This window comes from Mitsuaria sp. GD03876, assembly GCF_029840635.1.
GTDB lineage: Bacteria > Pseudomonadota > Gammaproteobacteria > Burkholderiales > Burkholderiaceae_C > Roseateles.
On the sequence record NZ_JAOCCU010000003.1, the window covers coordinates 70,921 to 84,265 of the forward strand.

11 protein-coding genes are annotated in these 13,345 nt (G+C 61.5%); 6 read left to right on the plus strand and 5 right to left on the minus strand.

What is annotated here, in order from left to right; all coding sequences use genetic code 11:
- Positions 1 to 3: 3 nt before the first annotated feature.
- On the minus strand, positions 4 to 1,650 hold the full coding sequence (locus N5D62_RS03045) for a type II CAAX endopeptidase family protein (RefSeq protein WP_279756021.1): 1,647 nt from the start codon (positions 1,648 to 1,650) through the stop codon (positions 4 to 6).
- Between the two features lie 414 nt (positions 1,651 to 2,064).
- Between N5D62_RS03045 and N5D62_RS03050 the strand changes: the two genes are divergently transcribed.
- The gene (locus tag N5D62_RS03050) at positions 2,065 to 2,784 is read left to right on the plus strand and encodes a transporter substrate-binding domain-containing protein (RefSeq protein WP_279756023.1); all 720 of its coding nucleotides are present in this window, start codon (positions 2,065 to 2,067) and stop codon (positions 2,782 to 2,784) included.
- 137 nt (positions 2,785 to 2,921) lie between these two features.
- Here the strand turns inward: N5D62_RS03050 and N5D62_RS03055 are convergent, their stop codons facing one another.
- Both N5D62_RS03055 and N5D62_RS03060 read right to left on the minus strand, forming a co-directional pair.
- Entirely contained in the window at positions 2,922 to 3,914 is a 993-nt protein-coding gene (locus N5D62_RS03055) for a LirA/MavJ family T4SS effector (protein ID WP_279756025.1), read from the minus strand.
- A gap of 156 nt (positions 3,915 to 4,070) precedes the next feature.
- Positions 4,071 to 4,688 carry an NAD(P)H-dependent oxidoreductase gene (locus tag N5D62_RS03060; RefSeq protein ID WP_279756027.1) on the minus strand — a complete coding sequence of 206 codons (618 nt, stop codon included), beginning with the start codon at positions 4,686 to 4,688 and terminating at the stop codon, positions 4,071 to 4,073.
- Positions 4,689 to 4,789: 101 nt separating this feature from the next.
- Here N5D62_RS03060 and N5D62_RS03065 point away from each other — a divergent pair, with 101 nt between their 5' ends.
- Positions 4,790 to 5,686, plus strand: coding sequence for a LysR family transcriptional regulator (locus N5D62_RS03065; protein ID WP_279756029.1), 897 nt, complete (start codon positions 4,790 to 4,792; stop codon positions 5,684 to 5,686).
- Between the two features lie 36 nt (positions 5,687 to 5,722).
- Here N5D62_RS03065 and N5D62_RS03070 read toward each other — a convergent pair whose 3' ends face one another.
- On the minus strand, positions 5,723 to 6,730 hold the full coding sequence (locus N5D62_RS03070) for a hypothetical protein (RefSeq protein WP_279756032.1): 1,008 nt from the start codon (positions 6,728 to 6,730) through the stop codon (positions 5,723 to 5,725).
- A gap of 186 nt (positions 6,731 to 6,916) precedes the next feature.
- Here N5D62_RS03070 and N5D62_RS03075 point away from each other — a divergent pair, with 186 nt between their 5' ends.
- Positions 6,917 to 7,786, plus strand: coding sequence for a restriction endonuclease (locus N5D62_RS03075; RefSeq protein WP_279756034.1), 870 nt, complete (start codon positions 6,917 to 6,919; stop codon positions 7,784 to 7,786).
- A 14-nt stretch (positions 7,787 to 7,800) separates the two neighbouring features.
- Here N5D62_RS03075 and N5D62_RS03080 read toward each other — a convergent pair whose 3' ends face one another.
- Positions 7,801 to 9,165, minus strand: coding sequence for a DUF3427 domain-containing protein (locus N5D62_RS03080; protein ID WP_279756035.1), 1,365 nt, complete (start codon positions 9,163 to 9,165; stop codon positions 7,801 to 7,803).
- Between the two features lie 217 nt (positions 9,166 to 9,382).
- On the opposite strand from N5D62_RS03080, the gene N5D62_RS03085 reads away from it, so the two are divergent.
- The 3 genes from N5D62_RS03085 to N5D62_RS03095 all read left to right on the plus strand — a co-directional run bounded on the left by N5D62_RS03085 (position 9,383) and on the right by N5D62_RS03095 (position 13,340).
- A complete protein-coding gene (locus N5D62_RS03085) occupies positions 9,383 to 10,933 on the plus strand; it encodes a DGQHR domain-containing protein (protein WP_279756036.1) in 1,551 nt (516 codons plus the stop codon).
- Positions 10,934 to 11,079: 146 nt separating this feature from the next.
- A complete protein-coding gene (locus N5D62_RS03090) occupies positions 11,080 to 12,228 on the plus strand; it encodes a hypothetical protein (RefSeq protein ID WP_279756037.1) in 1,149 nt (382 codons plus the stop codon).
- Complete coding sequence (locus tag N5D62_RS03095) at positions 12,225 to 13,340, plus strand: DNA adenine methylase (protein WP_279756038.1); 1,116 nt, start codon at positions 12,225 to 12,227, stop codon at positions 13,338 to 13,340. Before N5D62_RS03090 ends, N5D62_RS03095 begins: the two co-directional genes overlap by 4 nt.
- Positions 13,341 to 13,345 lie beyond the last annotated feature (5 nt).

Below are 13,345 nucleotides of genomic sequence, written 5' to 3' on the forward strand. Positions count from 1 at the left end.
GAGCTAGCAGCCGTCAGCGATTTGCCGCGTGCTGGCGGGCATCTCGGCGATGCCAATCTGGCGAGTTTTCGCCTTGACTGTCACTCGCCAACAACACTCGAACCCCACGACAAGCGCCAGGACCAGGACCCCGAGGAGCGGCTGGGCGGGAACGTAGTCCGCAAGCGGAATGAACACCTCGTGCGTGAACTGCGTTCCCGTGACCATCCGGACGGAGAGGTTCATCGCCACATGCAAGAGGGTCGTGCAGAGGATCGACCGCGTTCGCATGAAGACGATGGCGAAGAGCAGGCCACCCGGGAACACGAACACGGCGCCTTCGAACGGGTGGAAGACCGTGAAGAACAAGGCGCTCAGGATCGCTGCGGCCCATTGGCTGCGCAGCAACCGGCCGAGCAGGGACTGGACAAGCGCCCGGTGGAACACCTCCTCATGCAGCGCGGCGACGGCGAGCGGCAGCACGGCGCCGAGCCAGTACGACGCGCCGGCATTCAAGGGGTTGATCGGCGAGAAATGGCCGGGTCGGAATGCCTCCGGGATCGCGATCGCCGCGGCCAGGACCGGCAGGCACGCGCCCAAGGCCATCAGGCTCACGGTCGTCTTCGAGTGCAGGGCGAGGATCTCGCGCAATGACGGCGCGCGCGCCCACCAGGCCAGAGCGATCAGCGGCACCGCGGCTCGGACCAGGAGGTCCATCTGGGTCACCAGCATCGGCGTCATCCATTCGTTGGCGCCCATCAGCGCATCCCACAAGGGGGCACCCCACCTGCTGGTGACCTGATAAAGCCCATAGACAAGCGCGATAACCAACAGGTCCTTCGCAAAAGTCCTGATCGATTGAATCAGGCGCGGTGAGCGTCGATGCCACAGCTCGACGGCGACAGCCAATAGCAGCAGACCCAGGCACGTCCACGCCAGGACCGCCCAAAACTCCCGGGGCTCCAGGTAACTCGCGACCATGAACGTGCCGCCTTGCAGCACGCCGAGCCCCAGCTTCAGGACGAAGTGCAGCGCGGTCGTGCAGACCACGGAATGCGTGCGGATGAACACGACGCCGAGCAACACCGACGTGCAGAAGGCCTCGACGCGGTGGCCTGGCTGCGCGGCGGCAAGCAGCACCCCCGCGACGCCCAATGCGACCCACCTGTTCCCGAACATCCGCTTCAGGCAGGTTTGCAGGATCGCCCGGCCCCAGATCTCTTGCTGGAAAGCGCCCAGCGCGAGTGACGCCAATGAAATCGACCAGGCCTCCGGATGGGCGAACGGATCGAGCGGGCGGAATTGATGGAGCCTGGTTTCTGGAGGAAGCGCCCATATCGCACCGACAAGCAAGGCCGACAGCGCTGCAATCAATATCAGGCTGACCTGGAATCTGGGGAGCAGCAGAGTCGCCCAGCCAGGACTTATTCCCCGCCATACAAGAACACCTAGCAAGGCCAGTCCGGATAACGCCAATTCAATATTGAGGAACAGGCGATATTCGCCTCGATATCCAAAATCGAAGATCGTCCACAAATGCGGACCATCTATTGAATTTGGCCAATCCATCAATACCCACACCAAAACCGGCAAGGGGGCCCATCGTGCAATTCGGAACAGCTTTCGCCGGAGGAAGGAAACCTGAGGAAAACGGCTGAGGATGCCAAGCATGACTGTGAACAAGAGCCACTGGAACCAAGCATCCTAGGCACGACGAATGGGCGCCTTCATGTGCAACTTTGAGCCGGTGTCTATGAGGAATATGCAAGCACCGGGAAACTGGTCTACCTCTCCGACGTAGCCATTCCGGAACCACTCGCTCCAAGTAAAAGTCGGAAATTCAGGAGGCGCGTCGGCGCCCTTTTTCACGCCGCTCGCACCGCCGGCGAGCCCTTTCACCAAGCCTTCAACTCCGCCCCCTAGGCTGCGCAGCGCCGGTGAGCACCATCGGCCAAGAAGAAAGAGATTCGGGCCATGCAGCGCGTCGAGGCAGTCGGGGTGGAAGGGGACGTCCGGGAGGACGGGCATGGGCGTTCGCGCCTCATGGGTACGCATGCGAGTGCGGGGGCCGTTGCGACCGCCGGCATGCGCCGCCGCGCCGTCGTGCTCGCGCCGCTGCTGGGCCTCCTGACGCGCGCGAAAGCCGCGCCCTCCTCCTACCCGCTCGCCTTGCCCGAAGGCATCAACCTGCCGCGCATCAAGCCGGTGCTCGACCTGATCGGCAAGCAGGCGGAGCTCACCTGGGATTACCAGCTCGTCCCCGTGACCCGCATGCTGGCGATGGTCGAGAACGGCTGGACGCTCGGCTTCGGCGCGGGCCGCTCCTCCGTCCGCTCCTCGCGGCTGCTGTTCTCCGACGAGGTCTTCACCAGCGGCCTGTGGCCGATCGCCCGTACCGAGCTCGACCGCGAGTTGCGCTCGGTGGACGACCTCAAGGACCTGCGGGTGTGCCTGGTCCGCGGGCTCGACTACGGCCGCGTGCTCGAGGACGCCAAGGGCGCGGTCTACGCCGCGGAGTACGTCTCCGGCGACTTCCGCACCCGCGTGCGGCAGCTGATGGCCGGCCGCTGCGACGTGCTGCTCGCCAACCACTTCAACGCCGACGCCGGCGCGCTGCGCCAGCGGATCGCGGAATCGGGCGGCAGCCTGGACCGGCTCAAGGTCAGCGCCGCGCCGCTCGGCAACCTGGCCGAGCGCTTCGTGACGGCGAAGGCGAGCAGCTTCTCGACGCTGCTGCCGGTGATCGACCAGGTGCTCAAGGGCAGCCGCAAGGAGATCGCGCAGTTGCTTGCTTCGCGGGAGTGAGCGCTGGTCGCGCCACGCCCGCCTTTCGGCGCCACATCTGGTCGAAGCCGATGGCCGGCGCGAGCGGTTGATTGGGAGGTCATCAATGCCAGCTGGCATTGCAGACCTCCAATCACAAAAGTCCGAGAACGAGACGCTCAGACCGGCCCGATCACCCCGCGCGCCAACCCTTCCCTGGGGGGATCGCCCGCGTCCGAATCGATGTAGTCGACGACGTTCCTCTGCGCCTCGTCCAGCTTGTCGTATGCCTTGCCATAGAGCTTGTCGGCGATGTAGGGCTTGCCCATGCCGGTCTTGAGGTTCACGGTGTTCAGCCGCTTGGTATCGCGCGTGCGGATGTATTCGCACAGGATGTCGAGGTCGGGATCCTTGTTCTTCATGAGGTAGCCATGGAGATGCTCCGGCGCCCGGAAGTCGCGGCGCTTGGCCACGTCCCCTGCGGGGAACGGGTTGCCCGAGTCGCCACCGCCGTTGCGGTCGCAAAGGCAGTCCCACAAGCCGCGGCTGGCATCGGGCTGGCAGGCGACCAGCCCGGTGTCGGAGAACACGTCCGCCGGCGCGGCGACCACCTGGGCCTCGCAGATGCAGTACCACTGAATGCGGTGGGTGAGTTCGCCGTGCCCGCCGCCGACAGCGGGGTCCTTCCAGTGCCGCTTGAGCACCAGCTGGCGCCGGAACACCTCCGGGGCGACGAACTTGGCGTAGATCTGCGCCTGCGAGCGCTGGTTGATGGAGACGAGCTCGAACTCGTACATCGTCTCCACGTCCTCGAAGGCCTTGCTGATCGCGTGCTTGAGCGCCTCCGGCTTCGGCGGATGCTTCGGCGGGGGCTTGGCGGTGCCGCCGTACTTGGCCTTCTTCGCCACTTCGGCGCCGTGCCTGGCCACGGCCTGCCAGTGGCTCGCCATCGACCGGTAGTAGTCCAGCGCGTCAACGGCGCTCTCGCCCATCTTGAGCCGGGCTGCGGCATTCAAGCGAACCAGCATCGGGCGGACGCGGTCGAAGTCGGTCAGGAAATGCGCCACGGTGGCGAAGGCGTCCAGCCGGCCCAACATCGTGCCTGAGCCTGGGGCGAACTGGGTCGGAAACGCCGTGCGCATCTCCTGCTTGATGTCCTCGATCGGAATCATGTTGTCTCCCTGGGTGATCGTGGCACCCGGCCCCTCGACGGCGTCGCGTCGGGGCGGCCGGATGTGCCGACGACTCTTGCACCGACGGCCGCCGCCGGCCAGATGACCAAGGTCACCGATCGCGGGAACGCCGATGAACAGGGGACAGGCCCGCCGTCACGCCATCGCCGCGCGCTGGATCTCCGGCCGCAGCGCGGCGAGGAACTCGTCCATCGTCCGCTCGCGCAGGTCGACGGCCTTGGCGCCGCCGCCGGCGACGACCGCGACGTCGGTGATGCCGATCACCTCGAGCACCAGCCGCAGGTAGCGCGGCGCGATGTCACGCTCGCGGATCGGCGAGCCTTCGGTGTAGACGCCGCCCGAGGCGATCAGCACCGTCGCCTGCTTGCCGGTCGCCAGGCCCTGCCCGTCGACTCCCAGCGTCAGGCCCTTGCGCACGATGTGATCGACCCAGGCCTTGAGCGACGCCGGCACGTTGTAGTTGTAGACCGGGGTCGCGATGGCGACGTGGTCCGCGGCCAGCAGCTCCGCGACGAGCTCGTCGGACAGCCGCAAGGCGTCCCGCATCGCGGGCGTCTGCTGCGGGGGCGGCGTGAAGTAGGCCTGCAGCCATGGGGCGTCGACGAAGGGCAGCGTGATCGCGGCGAGGTCGCGGCGCGTGACCTCGCCGCCGGGATGGGCGGTGAGCCAGTCGTCGACGAACTGGCGGGTCATGCGGCGGGAGATGGAGTGGTCGCCGCGGGGGCTGGCTTCCACGACAAGGAGTCGGGTCATCGAGGGATTCCGGTGGATGGGGACGATCGGATTGGAGCGAACGCGATCCAGCGGCGGAAGAGATAATTTTTAGATCGAATCCATCGGCGGGACTGATAGAGATGATTGGCAGCTTCACCCTGGACCAACTGCGCGTGCTGGTCACGATCGCGGACGTGGGCAGTTTCTCGGCGGCGGGGCGCCGGCTGTTGCGGGCGCAATCGGCGATCAGCCAGGCGATCGCGACGCTGGAGGCGACGCAGGGCGTGGGCCTGTTCGACCGGAGCGGGCACCGGCCGGTGCTGACCGACGCGGGTCGGGTGCTGGTGGACCACGCGCGGCTGGTGCTGGCCAGCGCCGCGCGCTTCGAGGCGGTGGCGGCGAGCACGCGCGGCGGGGTGGAGCCGGAGCTGGCGCTGGCGATCGATCCGCTGGTGCCGACGGCGCCGCTGATCGACAGCCTGCAGGCGCTGCGCGAGCGCTTCCCGGACCTGCCGGTGAGCTTCTCGACCGAGGGCCTGGGCGGCGCGCTGAGGCGGCTGCGCGGGGGCTCGGCGGCGCTGGCGATCTGCCTGCTGCTGCCGGCGGTGCCGGAGGACGTGGTGGCGTACCCGCTGCTGAAGGTGGGAATGCGGCCGGTGGCGGCGCCGGGGCATCCGCTGGCGGGGCTCAAGCGCGCGGCCCGGCCGAGCGATCTCGAGCATCACGTGCAGCTGGTGCTGTCGGATCCGGTGGCGCCGGAGGGCGAGAACTTCGGGCTGGCGAGCGCGCGCTTGTGGCGCTTCGTGGACCTGGGGCGGCGGATGGATTTCCTGCTCGCGGGGATGGGGTGGTGCCGGATGCCGGAGCACCTGATCGCCGGGCCGATCGCCGAGGGGCGGCTGAAGGCGTTCCGGATCCATGAGGATCCGACGCCGCGGGACGGGATCACGATCTACGCGGCGCACGCGCGGGATCGGGAGCCGGGGGTGGCGGGGCGCTGGCTGCTGGAGGCGCTCAAGCAGCGCTTGAGCGCGTGAGCGGGGCGGGCGGGACGCTCGCCACGGCGTCCGTGTTCATCGGCCTTCGCTGCCCTTGCGCAGCATCTCGCCGAAGTCCTCGCCACGCTTGTCCATGAGGGCGTCGAACGCCTTGGCCCCGTCGACCATCTGCTGGCGCTGGGCGGAGATGCGCGCCAGATGGGCCTGGTAGGCGGCCTGAAGCCCCTTGTCGCGGAAGACCATCGAGAACGGCTCCCACTTCATGAGCGTGAAGGCTTTCGGGTTGGCGCTGACGAAGTCGATGAGCTCGCGGGCGAGCTTGTGTTGCTCGCGACGCTGGCGCGCGACGGAGAGGTAGTGGCCTCGCATCGGAGCGAGTCCCCGCGCGAAGTCGGCCTCCTTGGGCCGCGGCCCCGGGACACCCTTCATGGCGAGCACGGCCTGCTGGGGGTAGCCGTCGAAGAGCGCGGCGATGTCCTTCTCGAACTCGCCGTGGATCGCGACCGCTTCATCGAGCCAGCCGCCGGACTCGGCGCGGGATTTCGGATCGGCCAGCACCTCGGGGTCGAGCATGCTCTCGATGTCCAGGGCGTTCCACCCGCTGTCGTAGTCCTCGAGGACATCGTGGAACTGTCGGCGGAAGGCGTTGCCGACCAGCAGGGAGGGCTCCAAGGGGCCGACCTTGGCGGCGCGGATCTCGTCGTCGGAGGGGGACTCGCCGCGGCGAAAGGCTTCGAGGATCGGGGCGGCTTTCTGGATGGCCTCGGCGTCGCGCTTGCGCTCGGAGGCGCCGTTGAAGACGCCGAGGTTGAGCGCGAGCGCGAAGACCAACGCGGCGCGGACAGGCGCCTGGCTCGGGCGATGGCGGCGGCCGATCAGCCAGAAGACGGGCAAGGCGAGGAACGCGACGAGCAGCGCCTGGAAGGCCTTGCCGCTCACGAGGCCGGAGGTGGAGACCGGGTGGACGCGGTAGCACTGGAGGAAGGCCAGGGCGAAGGCGATCAGGGCGATGAGGGCGATGCGTTTGGCGCGCGGGCGGCCGGCGGACGCGCGGTCCGGCGACGCGAAGGTGGAAATCAGCATGGGGCCCCTCCCGAAGGGCGTGCGCGGTGGGCGCTGTTGTTTTGGAGGCGGGGCGGATTCTCGCAAAGGCGACGGCGGGGAAATGAGCAGTCGATAACGCTCCGCCAGGTCTCGCGCGAAAGCACGGTGGTCGGTGCGGGCGGCGATCGCGATACTCGCCGCTGACCTTCAGAGGGAGAGAGCCAAATGGCCAGAACAAGAAGGAAGTCTTCGGGAGAAGGCTTGTTGCGTGGATTGGCGGCGATGCCGTGGTGGCTTTGCCTGGCGCTGGCGGTGGCGGCGTACTTCGGGCTGCATGCGTTGGCGATTCAGCCGTTGCCGAAACCGAAGGTGGTTCATGGCGTGGCGCAGATCGATTGGCTGGCCATCGTTGCGATGGTGAAAGGCGTCGCGCCGATTGGGCAGTACGCACTGCCGCTGCTACTGGTCGCGGCTTCGCTGATTTCGGCGGTCCAAGGATCTCGACGGAAGCAGGCGCTCGATCAATCGGCACAGATGAAAGATGCCGCGGCGATCGATGGCATGACCTGGCATCAGTTCGAACTGCTGATCGGCGAGGCGTTTCGCCAGAAGGGATACACCGTCGCTGAGATTGGCGGAGACGGGCCGGATGGCGGCGTGGACCTGGTGCTGCGGAAGCCCTCGTCCAATGGGAGCGAGATGTTCCTCGTCCAGTGCAAACACTGGAAGGCCTACAAGGTCAGCGTCAACGTGGTGCGGGAGCTCTACGGCGTGATGGCGGCGCGCGGCGCGGCCGGCGGGTTCGTGGTGACGTCAGGGAGATTCACCAAAGAGGCTGAAGCGTTCGCCGAGGGGAGGAACGTGCAGTTGATCGATGGGGAGGGGTTGAAGGAGTTGCTGGCAACGCCTCGGCCGAAGGAGCGAGTTGAGCCGCACCTGGAGCGACAGCCCGATCCTCAAGACATCACGATGGTGGTGTGCCCGCTTTGTTCGCATCCGATGGTGCGGCGGGTGGCGAGGCGTGGGCCTAATCCTGGGGATGAGTTCTGGGGGTGTTCGACGTATCCGGCTTGCAAGGGGATTCGAAAGATCTGAGGAGTCGCCGCGTTTTATGTAGGCCGCGCGCGATACGTCGTCGGCGTCAGCTCCAACACGTTGGTGACATCGCCCTTGAGCACGTAGAACCCAACGCGTTCGGGGTCCTGACCTGCCCCAAAGATTCGATAGAGACGGAACGCATCGCCGTGGCGAATGGAGGCCCTCAGCTCATTCGCTGAGATGAAGAACGCCGACGTCTTCGGCCCTGCCGTCGTCTTCACCTCGATGAAGATCTCAGTGCCGTCGACTTCAAATGAGCGGATGTCGTAGCCGGCACGTGAATCGACGAGCGCGACGTGCTCGACCCGATCAGCGAGATCCTGACGCCCGGCCTTCGCGAGTCGATCTTTCTCGTGCCGAATGACGAGAGCCTCCCCGTACTCGCCCAACTCGCGATTCCGTTTGTCGCGCAAAGCCCAGTCGATCTCGTCCGCGCCTTGGGTATCGGAGAGCACCGCTTGGGTGCGCACGCCCTTCGGCGCTTGCAGCTTTGGCGGAGACGACTTCACCAGTTCAGCGTCGGTGCTTGGTAGCGCTGCATGCACAGCGACCGGCATCAGCGGAGGCTCGAATGGCAGACCCATTCGGGTGAGATCCGCGGCGGTCAGGCTCCAGCGCATCACGCGCCATACGAACTCGCAAGGGTTCTGCTGCTTCAGATCGTGTTCGACGTACTCGAGCAGGCCGAGGTAGGCGTACTCGCGCTGCTTGGACGAACGGATGAAGAGGCGAATGTTGTTGCGATCGGCGTCGTGGGCGATGAATCGCTGAATCGCTGGCATATCCAAGCGCTGCTGGTCTTGGGACTTCCAGCGAAGGTAGCCGTCCTCGTAGAGGACATCGTCGTAGCGTCCGCCATCTAGGGTGACAAGGAGAACGTAATCGCCGCTGCCCTTTGGCGTTTGAACGATGCCACTTTGCCAGGGTCCTCCCAAACTACCAGTTGCGCTAGGACTAAAGAGCTTTCTGATACTTATGCGGTCATAGCTCGCATTCAGCACAAGGGCCTTGGGATCAATTCCTATCACGTCGTCTTTCAACTCCCCCCCTACTGATCCAGATGTAGAAACAACTACGATCTCATTCGAATTTTCCGGCGAATCAGCGCCCCCCTGCACCACAGAATAAACACCTCTGGCGACTCGCTCGAACTTCTCGCCATGCCGCAATGGGTCAAATCCTTTCGCCTGCGGACAATAATCCTCGATCTTTCTCTGGACTGTCTGCCGAAATGTCCTCTCGCTTGCATAATTTTCAGGAACTGAACCGTGGCAATGGCTCAAGAGCACTCTATTCTGTATATCAAGAACGGCTGCCTGGCCGCCCAACTGAATCAACACGGAATAGATATCGTCAACATTTATTTTGTATTTCAAAGCCCCCCCCAATCGACTTTAATACCACCCAGAATAGCAAATAGCCATAAGTATCTCAACCCCGCTCGCATCGCAATTCGCACAACCTAGGGCGACCACCTATGACAGGGAGCCCAGACCTATTAGGGTGACGTGCTATGATTCAAGGCCCCTTCTCGGGGCCTTTCCGCTGGCTGCGTACCCCACGAGCGATCGCAAAGACTTTTAGGGAGAAACAATGACAAAACGTACCACGAAACCGCTGTTGCGAGTAAACCAGTGGTTGACTTCATGGAATCAGGCCCAATGGGGTGACGAACGGCCACGCCCGCCAACTCACTTCTTTGTCGGATCAATATCCCTGAAAGCCCTGCGACAATTGAGTGGAGTGCGAACGCGCACCGTAGAGGATAGGCGAGAAAATTCATCGGGAACAGGGTACCAACGATCACATGATCAGGAACGTCTGAACAAGATTGGACGTTACGTGGAATACGGATTCCCCCTTTCCACGCAAGTCCGCCTCAATCCTGAAGAGCATCGAGAGCTCATTAATCCGGGCTGGCTTCCAACAGCAATTCTAGTAAATGTAATTGGACACGGAGAATCTCGCCCTCGGAGGGGTAAGGATCGCTTTGTCGATGCAAAACATCTCGTCACCATCGCGGAGGCCAACAATCAATTTTCGTTGGAATTTCCGGAAAGTCTCGAGATCGATCAGGACAATGATCTCGCGCCGCTAGAAATTATCGACGGCCAGCATCGCCTACTGGCATCGGATGAGGTTCAAGCACTTCCAGCAGATTATGAGGTTCCAATTGTTATTTTCAATAGATTACCGCTAAATTGGCAAGCATATCTCTTTTGGGTTATAAATGTAGAGCCTAAACGCATCAATACTAGCCTCGCTTTCGACCTATATCCCGATCTTCGGGATCAAGAATGGCTTCAGCGAGGAGAGTCCGTAAAGATCTATCAAGAACATCGCTCTCAAGAACTCGCAGAGATCTTGTGGAAGCATCCGCAGAGTCCTTGGCGAGACCGCGTGGAGCTGTTTGGCAAACGCGTAGACGGGCATGTTTCAAATGCAGCCGTGATCCGCTCATTGATGGCGACATTCGTTCGTCCGTTTGCTAAAACAGACTCCGAAACGGATGAAGTAACAAAAGTCGGAGGTCTGTTTGGATCCATTGATCGGCTCGGAAAATCATATGTAATCAAATGGCGCCGCCCCGAGCAAGCCGCATTCTTAATCTTGGCATGGACTGCCGTGAAGGAGGCCGTCGGTGTGACCTCCGCGGCGTGGAAGAAGGCGCTTGCGGATGAACTATCTAAGCGCGATGGTGGGACCTCGGGGGATTTTGCCTTCTCCGGAACGTATACGCTACTAGGCACGGATCAAGGTTTTAGGGCCATTTGTTTCGCCTTTAATTCTCTAGCTCAAATGCAGTTAGAGCACACCGGCCTTCTCGACATTGAATCTCAGCATGGCGAATCCGAACCATCGGAGGAAAATATCGCCCGAGCGATCTCAGATCTATCAAAGAATCGTCCCTTGGCGGCATTTCTGCGCGATATTGCGAAAGCGTTGGTGGACGGTGTTGACTGGCGAACAAGCGCAGCCCCAGGTTTATTGGAAGTCAATCGAGTTCAGCAAGCGCAGTACCGAGGTAGCAGCGGGTACACCGCCTTGAATCGGGCCGCTATCAATGCAGCCGCCCAATCAAAATCAGACGTTGTGCGCGCCGCTGCAAATGACGTCCGCCGCCTACAAGGTTGGCAGTCATGAGTAGTCATCGCAATTCCGCAAGTCGGCGAGGCAAACGATCCGGCTCAAGCTCCACTCCACGTCGCCCCCCAATCACTCCACTTTCCCCTAACGCTTCGTGGATCCCGACGGATCTCTGCCGGCCTTATGTCATACAGCAGGGCTTCATGGATTTCAGCTCAACTCGAGCGCGCAACGAAGCTCTGATCACGATGGCGGAGGCCAATACAGCCTCCCCCAAGACGCTTGCTGCGGAGTCACTGGTGCACGCCGTCGAGGGATGGCGCTTTCTTGCCGCCGCGATCTCGTCTCTGATATCACACGGACAAAAGCAGTCCATCCATTTCGCATATTACGCAGAACTTAGAGCAGCGGTATCGATTCTGGCTGGAAATGGATTGCGAGTTAAATACCCGACGTCAAGCTATGTCGAACAAGGTGGAAGCGAACAAGCTCCAACTTGGAAAAGGGAGGGAACTCACAAGCTGGTATGGCGGCTCTGGAAGGATTGGACCGCGGGGACAGATGCGGATTCTCTGTTTTTGGATGGCTTAAAAGTTCACCCGGCTATTCCGCTACGCTTGTTCAAGGACGCAATTGCACATGTATCGGCAGCATCGAATCTCGCTGCCTGGGGACGTGATCTTCAGCTTGAACACGAACATAACGCGCGAAACGCGGCAAGCTATGAGGCAATCGACGCATGGACGAATCTTTCCCCCATGGTTGATGCAGACTTTAGTTTCCCGCAAGAGCTTTGGGCTCTAGCTGAACCGACCACAGCTGGTCTCCAATTCGAGGCGCAATTAGTTCACTGGCTCTTGAAAACGGAGGCAGCGAAACTTGACGCCTTACAAGCAGATTCTGGCAAGCCCTGGTTGATTCGAGTACTTGGCGAAGTTGAACGTCTATCTGGTGTTTCAGAAAATGAGATCCGCTTGGCGCTTTCATTGGATTCTGACCCCTCGCCGGTATTTGATCATGCGTTCTCTCCGGCCGTAGAAGCAAAGAATGTAATCGCACGCGCATTCTTCCTTCTAAGAATTGCGTGTTTACCGCTTAGAGCATCTCTCTCACCCGCAGGAGCAGCACCAGCTCAGGCTTGGCTGCACGACTGGCTTCACGAGGCCGGCGTATTACCCAATCCTTCTCAGATGAACATCTCCGATGCATGGGCAGATTATGAGCCGCTCATTTCCGTTGATTCGCCTGCACATCCCTTGGCTTCCAACACTTTGAACGATCGCACTATTTCCTCTGAGATTCTTCGTCTTGCCCGGCCGGAGGCCATACTGGTCTGGAGTGTGTGCCAATGAAGTATATGGGCTCCAAGCGGGCTATGCTTGGAAACGGATTGGGGGAAATAATCTCCGCTGAAGCGCCACGACACGCTCGATTCATTGACCTATTCTCCGGGTCCGGCGCCGTGGCGTCACATGTAGCGCAGCGCTTCTCTATCGAAACACTGGCATACGATCTTCAGGAGTATGCTGCAGCCGTCGCTCGCGCAACTTTAAAGCGCACAGCTCCAATTGATGCGAGCAGTTGTTGGAAGCTATGGAAGGCACGAGCCAGGCGGCGATTTGATGCAATCAGTCCGCCGACATATGACACGGTGACACCTGAGGTCGTCGCCAATTCGCGAGCTTGGGCTGCTAACGCTAATGGCTCATTAATTCAGGCGTATGGTGGCCACTATTTTAGCCCGACCCAGGCCACCTGGATCGAATCATTTCGCGCCACCCTGCCTGCGACCTCAGAAGAACGAGACGTTTGCCTCGCCGCATTATTGAGCGCTTGCAGCAAATGCGCCGCAGCTCCGGGACATACAGCACAGCCGTTCCAGCCAACGCCTACTGCAACCAAGTTTCTTCAGGGAAGTTGGCAATTAGATATCTCGAATCAGATCTATTTTGCACTTGCTACGCTAGCGGGCCAGCATTCGCTAGTCCCTGGAGACGCTCAGGTCGGCGATGCCAATGTAGTCTCGCACGGTTTGGCCGAGGGAGATTTGGCTTTCATTGATCCGCCATACTCAGCCGTGCAATATAGTCGCTTTTATCACGTACTTGAAGCAGTAGCTGTGGGATCAATTGGTCCGGTGGAGGGCATCGGCCGTTACCCTCCTCCTGCAGACCGTCCTCGTTCAGCATATAGCTTTAAGCGTCATTCATTGACAGCGCTCTCCGATTTACTCCACACGCTTTCAGAGAACGGAGTCACTGCAATTTTGACTTTCCCCGATCATCTTTGCTCCAACGGCATATCTGGGGATGACGTCCGGGACATTGCCGCTACGCATTTTAATGTAGTGGAGAGCAGGGTTAGCTCGATTTTTAGCACCTTAGGCGGAACGTCAAGCAAAGGCAAAAACAGAGCCGCTCGCAAGGAAGCCAAGGAGCTAATATTACTAATGAAAGCAAAATGAATAAA

What these genes read in the sequence shown, in the direction of transcription:
- N5D62_RS03095 (WP_279756038.1), top strand. Translation starts at nt 12,225, where the DNA reads ATGAAGTATATGGGCTCCAAGCGGGCTATGCTTGGAAACGGATTGGGG.
- N5D62_RS03070 (WP_279756032.1), bottom strand. Translation starts at nt 6,730, where the DNA reads ATGCTGATTTCCACCTTCGCGTCGCCGGACCGCGCGTCCGCCGGCCGC.
- N5D62_RS03085 (WP_279756036.1), top strand. Translation starts at nt 9,383, where the DNA reads ATGACAAAACGTACCACGAAACCGCTGTTGCGAGTAAACCAGTGGTTG.
- N5D62_RS03055 (WP_279756025.1), bottom strand. Translation starts at nt 3,914, where the DNA reads ATGATTCCGATCGAGGACATCAAGCAGGAGATGCGCACGGCGTTTCCG.
- N5D62_RS03060 (WP_279756027.1), bottom strand. Translation starts at nt 4,688, where the DNA reads ATGACCCGACTCCTTGTCGTGGAAGCCAGCCCCCGCGGCGACCACTCC.
- N5D62_RS03090 (WP_279756037.1), top strand. Translation starts at nt 11,080, where the DNA reads ATGGATTTCAGCTCAACTCGAGCGCGCAACGAAGCTCTGATCACGATG.
- N5D62_RS03045 (WP_279756021.1), bottom strand. Translation starts at nt 1,650, where the DNA reads ATGCTTGGCATCCTCAGCCGTTTTCCTCAGGTTTCCTTCCTCCGGCGA.
- N5D62_RS03050 (WP_279756023.1), top strand. Translation starts at nt 2,065, where the DNA reads ATGCGCCGCCGCGCCGTCGTGCTCGCGCCGCTGCTGGGCCTCCTGACG.
- N5D62_RS03065 (WP_279756029.1), top strand. Translation starts at nt 4,790, where the DNA reads ATGATTGGCAGCTTCACCCTGGACCAACTGCGCGTGCTGGTCACGATC.
- N5D62_RS03075 (WP_279756034.1), top strand. Translation starts at nt 6,917, where the DNA reads ATGGCCAGAACAAGAAGGAAGTCTTCGGGAGAAGGCTTGTTGCGTGGA.